This window comes from Brucella sp. H1_1004 (assembly GCF_047308065.1).
GTDB lineage: Bacteria > Pseudomonadota > Alphaproteobacteria > Rhizobiales > Rhizobiaceae > Brucella > Brucella pseudogrignonensis_B.
Window position 1 is genome coordinate 580,385 of the sequence record NZ_JAYKZA010000001.1, and the last position, 16,409, is coordinate 596,793.

Here is a 16,409-nt window from a genome sequence, read left to right on the forward strand (position 1 = left end):
TAGGACAAAGACAGATTTGCAACGCGCATGAAAAACCCCGCCGAAGCGGGGTTGGTTTTAGGCTAAATCGAAGGCCAAATAGCAGCAATCATTGAGCAGGCACTCTCGAGATCATTTGTCCTACGCGTATTTGCAGCCGGAGCAGTAAATACCTCGCCGTGTTGTATATCAATCGACATACACAGTCTCTTTGAAGGCGTCCTGTCTGAAATGATATTTTGATCTATATGCATTTTGGCGAGAGTTGCCACGTAAAAGCCGATATTTCGGCGTCGCTCGCGCGCTAATTCAGTCGTGGCATCGTCTGCTGTCATCCGCAATATTGCTGCTCCAATCTGCTGCTCACCTCTCAGTGAACCATGTACGAGAACATCTGCCCGGACAGATATTTCGACACCAGATATAGTTAATTTATCTTGTTCATTCGGAGCCGGATGAAAGTCGAAGCCGCTTAATTGATTTCGCATGCGTTGAAGGGAGTGCAAGACTTCGATCGATAATTCTGCGTCGTTTCTCACAAGGTTTGAAAGGGAGAGATCACCTCTCCTTTGGTCAAACATCTGCTCAGCAGATACAAGATGGTTCAAATTTCTCGTTGCATCTGTTAAATATGATGTTATAGCGCGGCGCACATCACGATAGCGGATCATTGGCGGGGCAATAGGGTTCTTAGCCCTGCGAAGAATACCCATTCGGGCTGTGTCTGATGAAACCATATAAAGCGCCAAATCGTTTGCTGATAATCTTGGTTCAACGCGTTCTGGTATTGCAGCTCGAGGGGTACGTGCCATGGAAGAAATCCTTGCTACAGTTGCTCTTGATGAAAATCGCAGCATTCACATTGCAGAATTGGCGAAGCAAACAGTTATTGATGCAGGTGTAGAACACCTCGGATTTGGTGGCCTGTTTCTATTTGAAACAAATGATGCGCCATCTGGTGGTATCAGTATTTTAGGGAAGGTCGCTTCACTCGAAGCTGCGTTCCGCATGGCGGAACTTTGGATGTCAAAGCCAGCATATTAATAATTCCCCATCCCCTTATCCCGTTGCCCCTTGCGGGTTATTTCATTTCCAATTGCAGGCGTCTGATATTTTGTTGACGACCTCTTCAACGTTGCCGAGGTCAAAAACAGCCTCTGTATTAGGATTTTCAGTTTGAATGGCTAATGTCTCACCGTTTTTTAGAAGTTTGAGGAAGGGGACTGCCTTGGCTCCATCCCATAGGCCTATTGCTTGTCGATCGGTAGACGATCCCCATGTTTCTGTCTTGGGCGCGGTGTCAGAGATACGGTAAGTGATTTTGATGCGATCATTCGCACTGAACCGACCTGTGGTGTAAATAACCGAAGTCGTATTGTCCCTACATCTCAGGAGAAGTGAAGGACCGCCGAGTATGCGCATTTGTTTTTCAGCATCCCTCGGCAGCAAGAATGCTGCGATCCGTAAGCTATCGTCAATGGGCGAACGGTCTTCTGAAATATCCCAATTGCTTGCAGCACTCTCTTTTGCTGCGCTGTCATCTTGTGCCGGGTTTTCACCTTTGGGGAAAATCTTATCAAAGCAGGTCAAGCGTTGAAGGCTGTCACCAATTGCTGAGCACTCCTGTGGTGTAGTCTGGGCGTGTGCAGCTCCAAAAACAAGCAGCGTGGCACCCACCGCTATAAGTCCTTGCTTAATCATGACTTGCAGCCCTTGCTTTTCTCAGCGCTTTCAATGGCGTTCACTTTGCCTTTAGAGACAGCTACTTCGCCTTCTTTGTCACCGCCAAGGGTACTCGATGCTGGAACGCCGATCAGGAATACGCCAACGGCATCGCCAGTTGCAGCTTCATTCTGCTGCTTGGAAAGGGTTGCAAGTTTTGTCTTTTCTTTTACCAGCTCGCTAGCAAGCGCTTGGCAGCTGAGGTTTGTGTACGCCGCCATTGGAATATCCACTGGCACAATTGCGTCAGGACGCTTTGCGCATGCGGTGGAAAGTGCGCTGAAAGCCAGCACAGCGATAATAAGCTTATTCATGAAACTCCCCTTTGCCCTTGCTAATCTGTGGCAAAGACTGGATGAGTAGTCAATATGATGCTTTAGTAGCAATTTCTTACAATATACGGCACCGATTTGCCTTTGCCGATTTCAACCCGACTCACACTGAAAACACATTGTCAATACAGACACTTAATACCTGATTTAACATGATTTCCTCTCAGTGGACTCGCGCTGACTTTTTAGCCATAGCTAACGTACTGATTTCAGTCTGGCCGCTTCCACTCTTTCGAAATGCCGATGCGCCACTGACTGAACTTATGACTTCTCGGTCGAATAACGCGTGTCCAGAAGCTTAACGAGGCGCTCATTTGCTTCTCGCATATCGTGAATGTGCTCAATAATTAAGCCAAGGCAGATTATCACCATGCCTGATAAGCATAAGCTTATGCCGCAAGACAGGAGGACAAGCCTGTCAGTGCCTGTCGTAGCAATACCGAAAACAGCAATCGTCAATCCTGGAATTAATGCCAGTATTCCGATGATCTTTATAAAAAGACCCATATAAACCTCTTGTTTGCCGCAAGCTGGCAAAGGCGTCTTAATTTCCTATAGCTAATGCAGCCAGTTCATTAATTCTTCGGTCGAGAAACATTTGGTCTAGGTCACGACGGCGCTCATACTCCTCGACTTCTTCAGTATTTAAATCTGCATCAGGATTTGGAAGACGTTGAATAAGTTCAAGGTGCTGGTTGTGTCGTTCTATACTAGCTTTCAGTGCTTCAATACGGCTTTCAAGAAATTCCCGAATGTTTGACATAAAACCGCTCCCATTATTTACCGCAAGCTGGCAGAGGTGCTCCTGATGGTCAAGGGGGCAATAAAAAACCCCACCGAAGCGGGGTTTGACTTGCAAATTTACTTCTTAGGTGGACCTACGCGGTCGAGAAGTTTGTAAACAACCTCGGCGCACTCAATCGTCGACTGGTCTTCTGCACACTTTACGTCAACCTTATACCCCTTATCTTCCACGCGGATATGTGCGGACTTATCAGGGGCACGGTGCGGTCCACCGCGTGGAGGAGGTGGTGGCGGTGTTCCCGGTGCACCAGCTTCGGGAGGGGCAGGCGGCTTAGGTGGCTCCTGCGCAAGGGCAGTTCCGGAAATCATTGCAAATGCAGCGGCAGCAATAAGAACTTTCTTCATTGCATTACTCCTATAGGTGTTTGCGCATAATAAACACCCACGCCAATGATATGTTCCGAGACAATAGCGTGACATTTTCGGCACGCTAACAATATTGGTCCTGACCATAGCAATTGCGCAAAAGGAAGATGTAGCCTAAATCCGTCTCATGATTTCGATTTCTTGGTGGGTTGCCATCATTTTTTACATGTCGATCTATTGGCCTGTTACAATGTTGGCGGCTGGTTCAATCGTGGTAACCGCATTTATGGCAACTAATAGCGTTGGCTGGCGTCTAGTTTGGTCCGCAGTCGCTGTTCTGCTCATTGTGCTGGCCATCTGGTTCTTTTCCGTTGCATAAAAAAGGGCCCCTGCACGTCTCCGAACGTCGCGGGGCTGCTTACCTTGAAACCACAGGGTTTCAAAGGCCCCGGCAAGCGGGATAATTTTAGTAAACAGTCACGCCGTTGCTAGAGCCAGATTTATTTTTTCGATTGGCGGGTTACGTCTACTTTTGGGTAGGCCTACAAATTGTTCCAACTAAGCTAGTAGGTTGATAAGATTGAGCAGATAAACAATTGCTTGAGCCATTGCCGCCGCTGCCGCTGCTGATGCTGCCGCCTTGTTGTAACGCGTAGATTTTAGCCATTGCTTGCGATGCAATTTTAAATTAGCCGAAAACTGCTCAACCCATTCGTCTGAAAGGCTGCCTTCTTTAGTCTTGTGGTGTTTCGTGGGTGCTATGTCTGGAATATCAATATCGGCTGAGCGAAACCACAAGATGGCGGCAGCGACACCTGCAAAGACGGAAATTACGTGTAGCGAGATAATAAGAGCGTGCGTCATCATTGCGATTATTCCAGTATTTCCTATGATTTTTTGATGATTTAGAAAGCTCATTGGCTATGCATATCGCTTCCCTGAAGGATCAATAAGGCCTTTTCAGGCTAACGCATGAAACCGCTCCGCATTTCACCTTGGGAAAGTCGGCCGACTTGACTCGTATGCAATTGCCCTCAAGTGGCGCACTGTTAACTCGTCGCCGATTGGCACGAAGTTGATTTGGCTTGGCTAAACCATGGTTATTGCAAGTCGTTAATTTGCTGATGGCGAGTCCACTTTTCAGCCGAATTTTCTCAAGAAAAACAAAAGATAATCCCAACGAACGTTCAACGGGCGTTTAACGACCGTCACGTGACGTAACGTTACAGTCACGTTTCTGTAACACCTTGCGTCCGCGCTGCGTCCGTTACACGTCCGGCATTCCCGATTGCCGTTTTGTATCAAGGCTTTGTTTGCGTCCCGGCTGCGTCCGCTTCGGATATCCCAAAGAGATTAATGCATCTACGCCGACTCACTGTCTGAAAAGCGTCTTAGCCAGACGAATTTGGTCTAGACTGGTGAGTTAAGTCTCCAGCTCTATGAGTAGCCTGCATCGTTTGTGAGTATTTGGTGAGTAGAAGTTTTCAACAGGCCATACGGCAATCGCCGTAATGTCTCTAAACTATTGATTTATCAGGGGTTCGAATGGTGGGCGTAACAGGGATTGAACCTGTGACCCCTACAATGTCAATGTAGTGCTCTCCCGCTGAGCTATACGCCCATTCGATGTGGCGCATACACCATATCGTGCTGCGCCCGTCAATGCCCTTTTTCGAAGTTTTTGTTCTTTTTGTTGAATAACTTATGAAAGGTTGGAAAACGTGCTGGTCGCCTCAGGCGGCAATCAGCATTTTTTCGATTTCGTTCACCAAATCGCGAAGGTGGAAAGGTTTGGAAAGCACTTTGGCATCACGCGGCGCATCAGAATCGGGATTCAGTGCAACTGCCGCGAACCCTGTGATGAACATGATCTTAAGGTCAGGATCAATTTCGGTTGCGCGGCGTGCAAGCTCGATGCCGTCCATTTCAGGCATGACGATGTCAGTTAGCAACAGCGAAAACGGTTCTTCGCGTAATCTTTCATATGCGCTGGCGCCATTGTCGAAGTGCGTGACGTGATAGCCCGCTTTTTCCAACGCTTTCACGAGGAAGCGACGCATATCGTTGTCGTCTTCAGCTAACAGAATTCTCTTCATTGGTCCGTCCGAATTTCACGTCGTTCGTGCGCAGCTTTCTGCATGGCCGACGACTCAGCGTTTCCCATAGAAAACGCTCTTTTGGTAAATATGAAATGAATCTTCTCTTAAATGTTAATTGTTATGGCCGCTGTTTGGCAACAAGCTGTTTTATGTTACAGCTTTTTACCGTTTGAAGCGCCTGTCAGAGGGAGGGGCGTGGTGTCTCAAATGATGTATATTGGTCAATGTGAGACTCGTGTAAGGTGCTGCTTTGAAAGCCGAATTATCTTATCACGTGTTACTAAGAGGCGGCAGGACAGGTAGAGAATATGAGTCTGGAACGCGATTTTCCTCAGATTCCTCCTTTTGAGATCTGCGCGCCGGCGCAGCAGCGAATCCCGTTCGTTTTCAATTCACCTCATAGCGGGCGCGTTTATCCAGCGTCTTTTCTAAAGGAATCGCGGCTCGATTCGCTGACGATCCGGAATTCCGAAGATTGCTACGTTGATGAGCTGTTTGCTACCACCCCACGTCTTGGCGCGCCATTGCTTAAGGCGCATTTTCCGCGTGCATTTCTCGATGTAAACCGCGAGCCTTACGAACTTGATCCGCGTATGTTCGCTGAACCGCTGCCACCTTTTGTGAACAGTCAGTCAGCGCGTGTCGCCGGAGGCCTGGGGACTGTGCCGCGTCTTGTGGCTGAAGGGCAGTTGATCTATCCCGGACGCATTGCGTTGGAAGAAGCAGTTTACCGGATTGAACAGCTTTATAAGCCATATCACCGCGTGCTGGATGCATTGCTGAAGGAAACTCATGAGCGCTTCGGTTATTCCGTTCTGATTGATTGTCACTCAATGCCGGGTGGGACGCGTTCAGGAGAGACTGCCGGGCGGCCCGATTTTATCATTGGTGATCGTTTTGGTCGGTCTTGTGGTGAACAGCTCACGCAGGCAGCCATTGAGCTTTTACAAGGGCTTGGTTATACGGTTGCGCATAACAAACCCTATGCAGGTGGTTTCATCACCGAGCATTATGGGCGACCTGCTGCAGCCTGCTATGCACTTCAGATAGAGATCAATCGCAGTATTTATATGAATGAGCAAACTTTGCAGAAACTGGTTGGTTTTGATGCCTTGTGCGGAGATCTCTATCAATTCTTGAGTGATCTTACCTCTTTGCCGGATGAGCTTCTGGTTGTGCCACCGCTGGCGGCAGAGTAGCTCGGTATTCTCCATAAAAAGAGCCGCGCTGCAATGAAGAAGCGCGGCCAAAGACTAGGGAGGAAATGCCCCGAAAGGCACCGACAGGACAGCCTGTCTGTCCTTTAAGCTACGCGGCAAGGACTTTTTGGTCAAGAGTTTGCGCATATTTTTTGAGCTTAAGAATAGCTAGCTCAATTTATAGGCAATATTAGCAAGGAATGCATATCAATGCATCAATTTATGAAAACGGGAGTTTAGGATTGCTGATCGATAAGGCATTTTTTTCCGAAGTGGCGAGCGTAGCAGCGCGTGAAACCTTGCCAAGATTTCGCCAGTTCAACGAAATCGACAATAAATATACCACGGGCTTTGATCCGGTAACGGAAGCAGACCGCGCAGCCGAGCGCGCGATTCGTGCCGTCATTGGCCGAGAGTTTCCGGACCATGGTATTCTTGGCGAAGAATATGGCCCTGAAAATATCGACCGCAGCCATGTCTGGGTTATTGATCCGGTGGATGGAACCCGTGCATTCATTTCTGGCCTGCCGGTTTGGGGAACGCTGGTCGGATTGTCTGTCGATGGCGATGCAAAGGCCGGCATGATGTCCCAGCCGTTCACGGGTGAGCTTTTTTACGGCGATGCCAATGGGTCTTATCTGCTCCGTGAAGGTGCCGAACCACGTCGGCTTTCCGTGCGCGCTCAGGCAAAGCTTGATGATGCGACCATGTTCACCACCACGCCAGCGCTTTTCAAGGGCGATCTGCGCAAAGGCTTCGACCAGCTGGAAAATGCGGTGCGTCTGTCGCGTTACGGCGTGGATTGTTATGCTTTTGCCATGCTTGCCAGCGGCTTTGCTGATCTTGTCGTGGAAGCTGGCCTTCAACCTTATGATATTGTCGCGCTTATACCGATTATCGAGCAGGCGGGTGGCGTTGTCACGCAGCGCGACGGTGGTCCGGCGGAAAAGGGCGGCGATATTGTTGCCGCCGCTTCGCCGGAATTACACAGCGCAGTGCTTGAGCTGCTCAACAGCTGATTAGTTTTTGTCAGGATTTGAAGGCTCCAGGCTATCTGGCTGCGTTTCTATTTTCGATGTTCCGGGAATGAAAGCGTCGAATGCTGCAAGGGTTTGTTCTCGATAAAAGTCGGCCTCTTGCAGCAGTTCGTGACGCGCCCCATCAATAACGACGAGTGAGACGTTACGCGTGCGCGCTGCGAGGCGTTCTGTGGCAGCAGTCGAGACGACTGTATCGGCACCGGCGGCGATAATGAGGACCGGCACCGTCGGTCCTTCGTAAAAGTCGGGTTGATGAATCCGCGATGCGGCGCGCAGAGCATTACCGATCCAGTGAATAGTCGGGCCACCCAACGCCAGATTCGGATTGTTGCGGACAACTTCCATATTGCGTGCAAAGCGGACTGGATCGCTGGTGAGCGGATTGTTTTCAAATTGCCGCTCGCCGCGTATCCGCCCGCCAGCAGCATATTTTCGGCCCAACCCAAGCCAGCGCAGGGCCGTTGCCATGCGGCGCATTTTATCATCACCGGATTGCAATGGGCGCAACCCCATCAGTGGTGCACACAGAACCATGCGGGTCACGCGTGATGTGAGCTTATGCATTGACGAATAGGTGATGAGTGCACCCGCTGAATGCGCCAGAACATAGAAGGGGGGCGGACAATCCGGGAGAACTATTTCAGTCAAAAACTGATCGAGATCGTCGGTATAATCGCTGAAATTTCGCACATAGCCGCGCATACGATCTTTAAGAAGCCGTTGAGACCCCCCCTGTCCGCGCCAGTCCATTGTCGCGACGGTGAAACCACGCGCAGTGAGGTCTGACATCGTTTCAAAGTATTTTTCGATAAATTCGTTGCGGCCTTGCAGCAGAATGACTGTTCCGCGTGAGGGCCTCACTTCTGACTTAAGAATTGCGTAACGCAGATCAATGCCATCTTTGGCTTTAAATTGCCCTGATGTCGCTCCCACGGGAATTGGGTTCGCGTCGGTTTCAAAAAGAAATTCTGGCATTCAAACTGCGGCCCCAATTAAAATTACACACCAGTATAGTCGGATAAACAATTATAAAAAGTAACCGGAAGTTTGCGAGCAAACTTCCGGTTCAGAATACAGCCTGTGCAAGGGACGTTACACAGACTGATCTTTTAAAATCAGACTAAGTTACCAGCCGCGACCAACGCGGCGTTCATCAATGATGCGGCCGCTGAACGCGTCAACAACGACGATTACGCGGCGACCATTCGGGCGGGTTGCTTTGACGAGATAAGCTCCGCGTTCACGGCGCATATCGCCAACATCATAGCCCCGGCGTTGCAGTGAACGCGCAATCTGGCGAGGGCCTAAAATTTCCGGACGTCCATAGCCGTCGCCCCAGCCTGGTCCGCGACCCGGGCCTCTATCATATCCGCGATCTGGACCGTCCCAACCCGGACGGGGTCCGCCGCGTGGCGGCATGGGTGGACGATAACCGTCATCATCGTAATATTGAACCTGAACACGCAGGCCGTTATCGGCTGCATGGGACGTGGTCGCAATTCCGGTTGCGACGGTGGCAAGTGCGGCAAAAGCAAGAAAAGCTTTTTTCATAACCGTGATCCTTTGATGAACCCACTTCTCAGCGGGCATAGTGGGACAATAGCCCCAAGCATCTGAACGCTCGCCAAAGATGATGTTCATTTTGGGTTCATTGGATGGCGTACCCCCCAATTTTCGGGGTCCAAGCGATCAGGAGTTGTTACGGCAAGTGATAAGCCGTGTAACTGTATTGGCTGTGCTCATACGCGGCTCTGGGAGAATTTTATACGAGACACGTTAAAATCAGTCTTGAAATGAAAAAGCGGTATTCCCAATTAAGTTTTGCGGTCGCCGAGAACGGGATCGCCGGCACAAAGAATTCGCCAGAATGGGAGTTCTGCCGCCAATATTGTGCATTCTTGTCGCTCTTAAGGAGGGCTTAAACATGCGTCACGTAGATTTTTCTCCACTTTATCGTTCCACCGTTGGTTTTGATCGTCTCTTCTCCTCGATGCTCGACACGCTTGCATCGCCAGAAGGTTCACAGTCTTATCCGCCCTATAATATTGAGCGGACCGGTGAGACCACCTATCGCATCACAATGGCTGTTGCAGGCTTCTCTGAAAGCGAACTCGAAATCGAAGCTCATCGTAATCAGTTGACCGTGAAGGGCCAGAAGGCCGAAAATGATGATTCTGAAACCGGTGAAGTGCTTTATCGCGGCATTGCTTCGCGTGCTTTCGAGCGCCGCTTCCAGCTCGCAGACTTTGTTGAAGTTGCGGGCGCCAGCCTTAAAAATGGTTTGCTCCACATCGATCTTAAGCGCGAAATTCCTGAGCAGATGAAGCCGCGCAAGATCGAAGTCAGCAATTCTTCTGCGGCCGATGCTCAGCAGATTGAGGCGAAAACCGCCCACTAATCTCTGTTGAGATTCTATAAAGAAAGCGGCGCATTCAGCGCCGCTTTTTTTGTTAGGCGATAAGCTTGCCAAACTGATCGACTTCTTCTTCCGTATTGGCAAAGCTTGTCACAAAGCGCGCGAAGATTTCGCCTTCGCTGATGCGGTTGACTTCCGAATGCGGCGGGTTCCAATCATAGAATATCGCGCCAGCGTCACGCAGGCGGTCATAGACTGATTGTTTCATGATTGCGAAAACTTCATTGGCTTCCGGCTTCCAAGCCAGACGCATCTGACTGGATGCATCGATGTGACGGGCGAGACGTGCGGAAAGCGCATTGGAATGCTTTGCCAGTTCAATCCAAAGATCGTCCGCCAGATAGGCATCAAACTGCGCTGCAATGAAGCGTGTTTTTGAGAAAAGCTGTGCGGCGCGTTTGCGGATAAACGGTAAATCGCGTGCGCGGGCAGGGTCCATGAAGACGAGCGCTTCCGCACACCAGCAACCATTCTTCGTACCGCCAAAGGAAACAATGTCGACGCCCTGCTTCCATGTCATTTCTGCAGGCGTCATATCGAGCGACACCAGCGCATTTGCAAAACGGGCACCATCCATATGCAGCGGCAAGCCTGCACCGCGGCAGATTTCCGAAATCGTCGAGATGTGTTCCGGCTGATAAAGCGTGCCAACTTCGGTCGCCTGCGTGATACTGACCGCCATTGGCTGACCGGCATGCACGAAAGCTGGATTAAAGCGTTTGAGCTCGCGTTTCAGAAGCTCAGGATCGATACGACCCATCGCGCCATCAATCGGATGCAGACGCGCACCGCCGGTGAAATATTCCGGCGCGCCGCATTCATCTTCAATAACATGGGCCTCACGATGCACAAGTGAAACGCCGCCGGGACGATTGACACTGGCGAGCGCCAAGGAGTTGGCGGCTGTGCCTGTGCCGACAAAGAAGACCGCGACTTCACGCTCGAACAATTCGTTGAAACGCTGTTCGACGCGTTTGTCGATTTCGCTGGCACCATAGGCCGCAGCAAATCCGTTTGCATGAAGGGAAAGACTCTCAGCAATTTTCGGGTGGGCGCCTGCCCAATTGTCTGAAGCAAAATGCACGTTGTTCTCCACCGTCTTGATGAGTTTTCTGAAAGGTCTATAGCCGGACTCGGTAACGGGTGTAAGGTCTGTAAGCGCTAAAAATCAGGCCGTATCTGTCTCTTTTTTTAGCGGGATGTCTAAGTTTAAAGCCGTGCCAAACTGACGCATTTGGTGTGTAGCGCAACTAAACATTGTTTAATGTAAGTTATACGATATTTTATTTCGCAATAGGCTTAAAAAAATCACGTTTCCATCTTGTGAGCGAATTTGAATTCTGTCATACGTTATTAGGACAGTAATGCTGACTAATTCACCATTGCTGTCCAATTCATCACTGTGATTATCAGGATTTTTCATCAGATTATCCGACGGTCGCAGAAAGAAGGTGTCGTGCAGATCGGGACAACCCGGCAGAATACGGCACTGAATAAGACAGGGGAGTTTGGTGCGCCGCAATGCGGGCCGAGGTCACTTGTAGAGCCTGAAAGACTAAGGCGAGAAAACAATATTCCATTCGATGGTTATGCTATCGGCCATGGAACGTCGTCTAACGCCTTTTCGATAAGGCTATCCATACACTTAAATCAGTTACGGAACGAATAGCCGTTCCGGTTCATTATCGTATCGCGCAGGGTTGCGCGCTTATTGGAGGGAATGACGATGCCGCATTTGACGCCATCTGTATCGCATGTGGATTTACACAACGGTCAGAACGGATCGGTCAAAGCTGCGACCAATTCCACCAACACAACCCGAAAAACGCGAACTTCGGCGGGTACTCCCCCCGCCCAAGGTCTCTATGATCCGCGCAACGAACACGACGCCTGCGGCGTGGGCTTCATCGCGCATATGAAGGGCCAGAAGTCGCATCAGGTTGTCGAAAACGGCCTCAAGATGCTCGAAAACCTCACCCATCGTGGTGCGGTTGGCGCCGACCCTCTGATGGGCGATGGTGCGGGCATACTGGTCCAGATTCCAGATCGCTTTTTCCGCGAAGAAATGGCGCGTCAGGGCATCGATCTGCCGCAGCCGGGCCACTACGCCGTAGGCTATTTGTTCATGCCGCGCGATGCTGAATTGCGTGGGCATATCGAAGAGATCATTAAGGAGGTCATCGGCTCAGAAGGCCAGACCTTTATCGGTTTCCGTCAGGTTCCGGTTGACAATTCCTCGCTTTCAAAAGCCCCGGATATTGCTGCAACCGAGCCATCTCACGTTCAGGTTTTCATCGGTCGCAACGCGACCATCGAAACCGATGATGAATTTGAACGCCGTCTGTTCGTGCTGCGCAAAGTCATTTCCAACCGCATCTATCAGGAAAACGACGGCGACGATAAGGGCTTCTACATCGTCTCCATGTCGGCGCGTACCGTTGTTTATAAGGGCATGTTCCTGGCCTATCAGGTTGGTGCCTATTACAACGATCTGAAAGATCCGCGTTTTGAAAGTGCTGTGGCGCTCGTTCACCAGCGCTTTTCAACCAACACTTTCCCATCATGGCGGCTGGCGCATCCTTATCGTATGGTTGCGCATAATGGCGAGATCAACACGTTGCGCGGCAACGTCAATTGGATGGCGGCCCGTCAGGCGTCGGTGGATTCGGAGCTGTTCGGCAACGACATCTCCAAACTCTGGCCGATTTCCTACGAAGGTCAGTCGGATACGGCTTGCTTTGATAACGCGCTCGAATTCCTGCATCAGGGGGGCTACAGCCTCGCCCATGCGATGATGATGCTGATCCCGGAAGCATGGTCGGGCAACAAGCTGATGTCGGACGAACGCCGCGCGTTCTACGAATATCATGCCGCTCTCATGGAGCCATGGGATGGTCCTGCTGCCGTTGCCTTTACCGATGGTCGCCAGATTGGTGCGACGCTGGACCGTAACGGTCTGCGTCCGGCCCGTTATATTGTGACTGACGACGATTTCGTAATTCTGGCTTCGGAAGCTGGAGTTCTGCCTGTCGAAGAGAAGAAGGTCGTCAAGAAGTGGCGTCTTCAGCCGGGCCGTATGCTGCTCATCGATATGGAAGAAGGCCGCATCGTTTCGGATGAGGAAATCAAGTCACAGATCGCACAGAAGCATCCCTACAAGCAGTGGCTTTCCAACACGCAGCTTATTCTGGAAGACCTGAACCCGGTTGAGCCTCGCGCGCTACGCAAGGATGTAAGCCTCCTCGACCGTCAGCAGTCATTCGGTTACAGTCAGGAAGACACCAAACTTCTGATGTCGCCAATGGCCACAACGGGTCAGGAAGCCATCGGCTCGATGGGGACGGATACGCCGATTTCGGCCATGTCCGACAAGTCGAAGCTGCTCTACACCTATTTCAAGCAGAACTTCGCGCAGGTCACCAATCCGCCCATTGATCCGATCCGTGAAGAGCTGGTGATGAGCCTTGTCTCGTTCATCGGACCACGCCCAAACATTTTCGATCTGGTTGGCACATCGCGCCGCAAGCGTCTGGAAGTGCGTCAGCCGATTCTGACCAATGGCGATCTCGAAAAGATCCGCTCCATCGGTCACACGGAAGATCGCTTTGATACCAAGACGCTCGACATCACATATAATGTCGGTGAGGGTGCTGCCGGTATGCATGGCGCGATTGAACGCCTGTGCGACCGTGCGGAAGCAGCGGTTCATGGCGGCTATAACATCGTCATCCTGTCGGATCGTCAGGTTGGTCCGGATCGCATTCCGATCCCGGCTCTGCTGGCAACGGCTGCTGTCCACCATCACCTGATCCGCAAGGGTCTGCGCACTTCGGTGGGTCTGGTTGTTGAATCGGGTGAGCCGCGCGAGGTGCATCATTTCGCTTGTCTTGCTGGTTATGGTGCGGAAGCAATCAACCCGTATCTCGCTTTCGACACGCTGCTCGACATGCATCGCCGTCGCGAATTCCCGCCGGAAGTCGACGAGCATGAAGTGGTCAAGCGCTATATCAAGTCGATCGGCAAGGGCATTCTGAAGGTCATGTCCAAGATGGGCATCTCGACCTACCAGTCCTATTGTGGCGCGCAGATTTTCGATGCGGTCGGCCTGCAGACGAGCTTCGTCGATCAGTTCTTCTTCGGCACGGCAACAAGCATCGAAGGTGTTGGTCTTAATGAGATTGCGGAAGAAACTGTGCGTCGTCATACCGATGCGTTCGGCAACGACCCGGTTCTGCTGACAGCGCTCGAAGTTGGTGGCGAATATGCCTACCGTATGCGGGGTGAGGCGCATCTCTGGTCGCCCGATGCGGTAGCGAAACTCCAGCACGCCGTCCGCACTTCAAACCCGGATACGTTCACCGAATATACAACGATGCTCGATTCCAAGGCGGCGCAGGCAAAGACCATTCGTGGCTTGTTTGATATCCGCTTTGCGGAAGCCAGTGGCCGCGAGCCTGTTGCCATTGAAGAGGTTGAATCGGCAGTCGATATCGTCAAGCGCTTCTCGACGGGTGCCATGTCGTTTGGCTCGATCTCGCGTGAAGCGCACACCACGCTTGCGCGTGCGATGAACGCCATTGGCGGCAAGTCAAACACAGGTGAGGGTGGTGAAGAGCCGGATCGTTTCTATCCGCTGCCGGATGGTACGCCAAACCCTGAACGCTCTGCGATCAAGCAGGTGGCATCGGGCCGTTTTGGTGTGACGACGGAATATCTGGTCAATTCCGATCTCATCCAGATCAAGGTTGCGCAGGGTGCAAAGCCGGGTGAAGGCGGTCAGCTGCCGGGCCATAAGGTCGATGCGACCATCGCCAAGACACGTCACTCGACGCCGGGCGTTGGTCTCATTTCGCCTCCACCACACCATGACATCTACTCGATCGAAGATCTGGCACAGCTGATCTATGATCTGAAGAACGTCAATCCGGCTGCTGATATTTCCGTTAAGCTGGTTTCGGAAGTAGGTGTTGGTACGGTTGCGGCCGGTGTTGCCAAGGCACGTGCTGACCATATCACAGTGTCCGGCTATGATGGCGGCACGGGTGCGTCGCCGCTCACATCACTCAAGCACGCTGGTTCGCCATGGGAAATCGGCCTTGCCGAAACCCATCAGACGCTGGTGTTGAACGGTCTTCGTTCACGCATTGCGCTGCAGGTCGATGGCGGTCTTCGGACCGGTCGCGACGTGGTGATTGGTGCGCTGCTCGGTGCCGACGAGTTCGGTTTCTCGACTGCTCCGCTGATTGCCGCTGGCTGCATCATGATGCGCAAGTGTCATCTCAACACCTGTCCTGTGGGCGTTGCTACGCAGGACCCTGTTCTGCGCAAGCGCTTCAAGGGCACGCCTGAGCATGTCATCAACTTCTTCTTCTATCTGGCAGAAGAAGTGCGCGCATTGCTGGCAGCCATGGGCTTCACCAAGCTTGAGCAGATTATCGGCGAAACGGAACTGCTCGAAAAGCAGACCATGATCGATCATTGGAAGGCCAAGGGTCTCGACTTCAGCCGTATCTTCTACAAGCCGGAAGCCGAGAAGCACGAAATCTTCTGGACCGAACGTCAGCATCATCCGATTGACGATGTTCTGGATCGCACGCTGATTGCTCAGGCCATGCCTGCGCTTGAAAACAAGACGCCGGTCAAGATCGATGTCGACATCAAGAATGTCGATCGTTCCGCAGGTGCGATGCTTTCGGGCGAAGTGGCCAAGCGTTTCCGTCACAAGGGTCTGCCGGATGACACCATTGCCGTTACCCTGCGCGGTACGGCTGGCCAGTCCTTTGGTGCCTTCCTTGCACGCGGTGTCTCGTTTGAACTCATTGGCGATGGCAACGACTATATCGGCAAGGGTCTTTCGGGTGGTCGCATTGTCATACGTCCGCCAGAAGACACGCGTATCGTGGCTGAAAACTCGATCATTGCAGGCAATACCGTGCTTTACGGTGCGCTTGAAGGCGAGTGCTATTTCCGCGGTGTGGCAGGCGAGCGTTTCGCAGTGCGTAACTCTGGTGCGGTCACGGTTGTCGAAGGCGTGGGTGATCACGGCTGCGAATATATGACGGGCGGTGTGGTTGTCGTTATCGGTCAGACTGGCCGTAACTTCGCAGCCGGCATGTCGGGCGGTGTCGCCTATGTGCTGGATGAAGAAGGTGACTTTGCACAGCGCTGCAACATGGCGATGGTCGAGCTTGAACCGGTGCCGGAAGAGGATGATATCCTCGAAAAGCTGCACCATCACGGCGGCGACCTGATGCACAAGGGCCGTGTGGATGTATCGGCAAACATGACGCGCCACGACGAAGAACGTCTGGTGCAGCTGATTGCCAACCATCTGCATTACACCGGCTCTACGCGTGCCAAAGACATTCTCGATAATTGGGAGAGCTATCGCCCGAAATTCGTGAAGGTCATGCCGGTCGAATATCGTCGCGCGCTTGAAGAGATGGAACGCATGCAGATCGGTGTCGCAGCTGAGTAAATGAATATCATAACGCGGTGCCTGTGCGCCTGAA

15 protein-coding genes and 1 tRNA gene are annotated in these 16,409 nt (G+C 51.7%); 5 read left to right on the forward strand and 11 right to left on the reverse strand.

What is annotated here, in order from left to right:
• Nucleotides 1-62 precede the first annotated feature (62 nt).
• Entirely contained in the window at nt 63-791 is a 729-nt protein-coding gene (locus U2P60_RS02865; protein ID WP_413571161.1) for a hypothetical protein, read from the reverse strand.
• Here U2P60_RS02865 and U2P60_RS02870 point away from each other — a divergent pair.
• A complete protein-coding gene (locus U2P60_RS02870) occupies nt 790-1,023 on the forward strand; it encodes a hypothetical protein (RefSeq protein WP_413571162.1) in 234 nt (77 codons plus the stop codon). The two genes, U2P60_RS02865 and U2P60_RS02870, sit on opposite strands and share 2 nt — an antisense overlap.
• 42 nt (nt 1,024-1,065) lie before the next feature.
• On the opposite strand, the gene U2P60_RS02875 is transcribed toward U2P60_RS02870, so the two are convergent.
• The 7 genes from U2P60_RS02875 to cpdR form a co-directional block, all read right to left on the reverse strand.
• On the reverse strand, nt 1,066-1,680 hold the full coding sequence (locus U2P60_RS02875) for a type VI secretion system-associated protein TagO (RefSeq protein ID WP_413571164.1): 615 nt from the start codon (nt 1,678-1,680) through the stop codon (nt 1,066-1,068).
• A complete protein-coding gene (locus U2P60_RS02880) occupies nt 1,677-2,015 on the reverse strand; it encodes a hypothetical protein (protein ID WP_413571166.1) in 339 nt (112 codons plus the stop codon). Before U2P60_RS02880 ends, U2P60_RS02875 begins: the two co-directional genes overlap by 4 nt.
• 562 nt (nt 2,016-2,577) lie before the next feature.
• Nucleotides 2,578-2,892, reverse strand: a complete 315-nt coding sequence (locus U2P60_RS02885; RefSeq protein WP_413571167.1) for a hypothetical protein — start codon at nt 2,890-2,892, stop codon at nt 2,578-2,580.
• A gap of 2 nt (nt 2,893-2,894) precedes the next feature.
• Nucleotides 2,895-3,182 carry a hypothetical protein gene (locus tag U2P60_RS02890; RefSeq protein WP_413571169.1) on the reverse strand — a complete coding sequence of 96 codons (288 nt, stop codon included), beginning with the start codon at nt 3,180-3,182 and terminating at the stop codon, nt 2,895-2,897.
• Nucleotides 3,183-3,701: 519 nt separating this feature from the next.
• Nucleotides 3,702-4,061 carry a hypothetical protein gene (locus U2P60_RS02895; RefSeq protein ID WP_413571171.1) on the reverse strand — a complete coding sequence of 120 codons (360 nt, stop codon included), beginning with the start codon at nt 4,059-4,061 and terminating at the stop codon, nt 3,702-3,704.
• 628 nt (nt 4,062-4,689) lie between these two features.
• Nucleotides 4,690-4,764: transfer RNA gene (locus U2P60_RS02900), tRNA-Val, on the reverse strand.
• A gap of 112 nt (nt 4,765-4,876) precedes the next feature.
• Entirely contained in the window at nt 4,877-5,239 is a 363-nt protein-coding gene (cpdR, locus tag U2P60_RS02905; RefSeq protein ID WP_007877205.1) for a cell cycle two-component system response regulator CpdR, read from the reverse strand.
• A 311-nt stretch (nt 5,240-5,550) separates the two neighbouring features.
• Here cpdR and U2P60_RS02910 point away from each other — a divergent pair, with 311 nt between their 5' ends.
• Both U2P60_RS02910 and hisN read left to right on the forward strand, forming a co-directional pair.
• Nucleotides 5,551-6,441 carry an N-formylglutamate amidohydrolase gene (locus tag U2P60_RS02910; protein ID WP_413571173.1) on the forward strand — a complete coding sequence of 297 codons (891 nt, stop codon included), beginning with the start codon at nt 5,551-5,553 and terminating at the stop codon, nt 6,439-6,441.
• Nucleotides 6,442-6,683: 242 nt separating this feature from the next.
• The gene (hisN, locus tag U2P60_RS02915) at nt 6,684-7,460 is read left to right on the forward strand and encodes a histidinol-phosphatase (RefSeq protein ID WP_413571175.1); all 777 of its coding nucleotides are present in this window, start codon (nt 6,684-6,686) and stop codon (nt 7,458-7,460) included.
• On the opposite strand, the gene U2P60_RS02920 is transcribed toward hisN, so the two are convergent.
• Together U2P60_RS02920 and U2P60_RS02925 are read right to left on the reverse strand one after the other, a co-directional pair.
• Complete coding sequence (locus U2P60_RS02920) at nt 7,461-8,456, reverse strand: alpha/beta fold hydrolase (protein WP_413571177.1); 996 nt, start codon at nt 8,454-8,456, stop codon at nt 7,461-7,463.
• 150 nt (nt 8,457-8,606) lie between these two features.
• Nucleotides 8,607-9,032, reverse strand: coding sequence for an antifreeze protein (locus U2P60_RS02925; protein WP_413571179.1), 426 nt, complete (start codon nt 9,030-9,032; stop codon nt 8,607-8,609).
• Between the two features lie 373 nt (nt 9,033-9,405).
• Between U2P60_RS02925 and U2P60_RS02930 the strand changes: the two genes are divergently transcribed.
• Entirely contained in the window at nt 9,406-9,879 is a 474-nt protein-coding gene (locus U2P60_RS02930; protein ID WP_313829113.1) for an Hsp20 family protein, read from the forward strand.
• A gap of 52 nt (nt 9,880-9,931) precedes the next feature.
• Here the strand turns inward: U2P60_RS02930 and U2P60_RS02935 are convergent, their stop codons facing one another.
• Nucleotides 9,932-10,981 carry a low specificity L-threonine aldolase gene (locus U2P60_RS02935; protein ID WP_313829114.1) on the reverse strand — a complete coding sequence of 350 codons (1,050 nt, stop codon included), beginning with the start codon at nt 10,979-10,981 and terminating at the stop codon, nt 9,932-9,934.
• 642 nt (nt 10,982-11,623) lie between these two features.
• Here U2P60_RS02935 and gltB point away from each other — a divergent pair.
• Entirely contained in the window at nt 11,624-16,375 is a 4,752-nt protein-coding gene (gene gltB / locus U2P60_RS02940) for a glutamate synthase large subunit (protein WP_413571182.1), read from the forward strand.
• The last annotated feature ends 34 nt before the right edge of the window (nt 16,376-16,409 follow it).

Coding starts and splice junctions, on each gene's coding strand:
- cpdR (WP_007877205.1), bottom strand. CDS start 5,239: ATGAAGAGAATTCTGTTAGCTGAAGACGACAACGATATGCGTCGCTTC.
- gltB (WP_413571182.1), top strand. CDS start 11,624: ATGCCGCATTTGACGCCATCTGTATCGCATGTGGATTTACACAACGGT.
- U2P60_RS02925 (WP_413571179.1), bottom strand. CDS start 9,032: ATGAAAAAAGCTTTTCTTGCTTTTGCCGCACTTGCCACCGTCGCAACC.
- U2P60_RS02870 (WP_413571162.1), top strand. CDS start 790: ATGGAAGAAATCCTTGCTACAGTTGCTCTTGATGAAAATCGCAGCATT.
- U2P60_RS02910 (WP_413571173.1), top strand. CDS start 5,551: ATGAGTCTGGAACGCGATTTTCCTCAGATTCCTCCTTTTGAGATCTGC.
- U2P60_RS02890 (WP_413571169.1), bottom strand. CDS start 3,182: ATGAAGAAAGTTCTTATTGCTGCCGCTGCATTTGCAATGATTTCCGGA.
- U2P60_RS02920 (WP_413571177.1), bottom strand. CDS start 8,456: ATGCCAGAATTTCTTTTTGAAACCGACGCGAACCCAATTCCCGTGGGA.
- U2P60_RS02875 (WP_413571164.1), bottom strand. CDS start 1,680: ATGATTAAGCAAGGACTTATAGCGGTGGGTGCCACGCTGCTTGTTTTT.
- U2P60_RS02865 (WP_413571161.1), bottom strand. CDS start 791: ATGGCACGTACCCCTCGAGCTGCAATACCAGAACGCGTTGAACCAAGA.
- U2P60_RS02880 (WP_413571166.1), bottom strand. CDS start 2,015: ATGAATAAGCTTATTATCGCTGTGCTGGCTTTCAGCGCACTTTCCACC.
- U2P60_RS02895 (WP_413571171.1), bottom strand. CDS start 4,061: ATGAGCTTTCTAAATCATCAAAAAATCATAGGAAATACTGGAATAATC.
- U2P60_RS02930 (WP_313829113.1), top strand. CDS start 9,406: ATGCGTCACGTAGATTTTTCTCCACTTTATCGTTCCACCGTTGGTTTT.